Origin of the sequence: Agrobacterium sp. 22094 (assembly GCF_052046015.1) — a bacterium.
Classification (GTDB): Bacteria; Pseudomonadota; Alphaproteobacteria; order Rhizobiales; family Rhizobiaceae; genus Agrobacterium; species Agrobacterium cavarae.
In genome coordinates this window covers 1-303 of sequence record NZ_JBQEPX010000067.1, presented here as the reverse complement: position 1 = coordinate 303, position 303 = coordinate 1, and the positions used below count along the sequence as shown (strand labels likewise).

The 303-nt window shown below is 47.2% G+C and carries 1 protein-coding gene; it reads left to right on the top strand.

What is annotated here, in order from left to right; translation table 11 throughout:
* Positions 1-303: pyridoxal-dependent decarboxylase (locus ACTJK5_RS23195; RefSeq protein WP_440613346.1), on the top strand; the 303-nt coding region annotated here is incomplete at both ends.

Genomic DNA, 303 nt, shown 5'->3' with positions numbered 1-303 from the left:
AGGTATGTTACCAGAAACAGCGTATCAAATCGTCCATGATGAAATTGCTCTCGATGGAAACGCCCGCCTGAATCTTGCAACATTCGTTAGCACATGGATGGAGCATGCCGCAGAGCAATTATATGCAAAATCATTCAACAAGAACATGATTGACAAGGACGAATATCCACAGACAGCTGAAATTGAGGAGCGGTGTGTCCGCATCTTAGCCAACCTCTGGCATTCGCCCAGCCCCCTTACGACTATGGGCGTTTCAACAACTGGATCGTCGGAAGCATGTATGCTCGGTGGACTTGCTTTAAA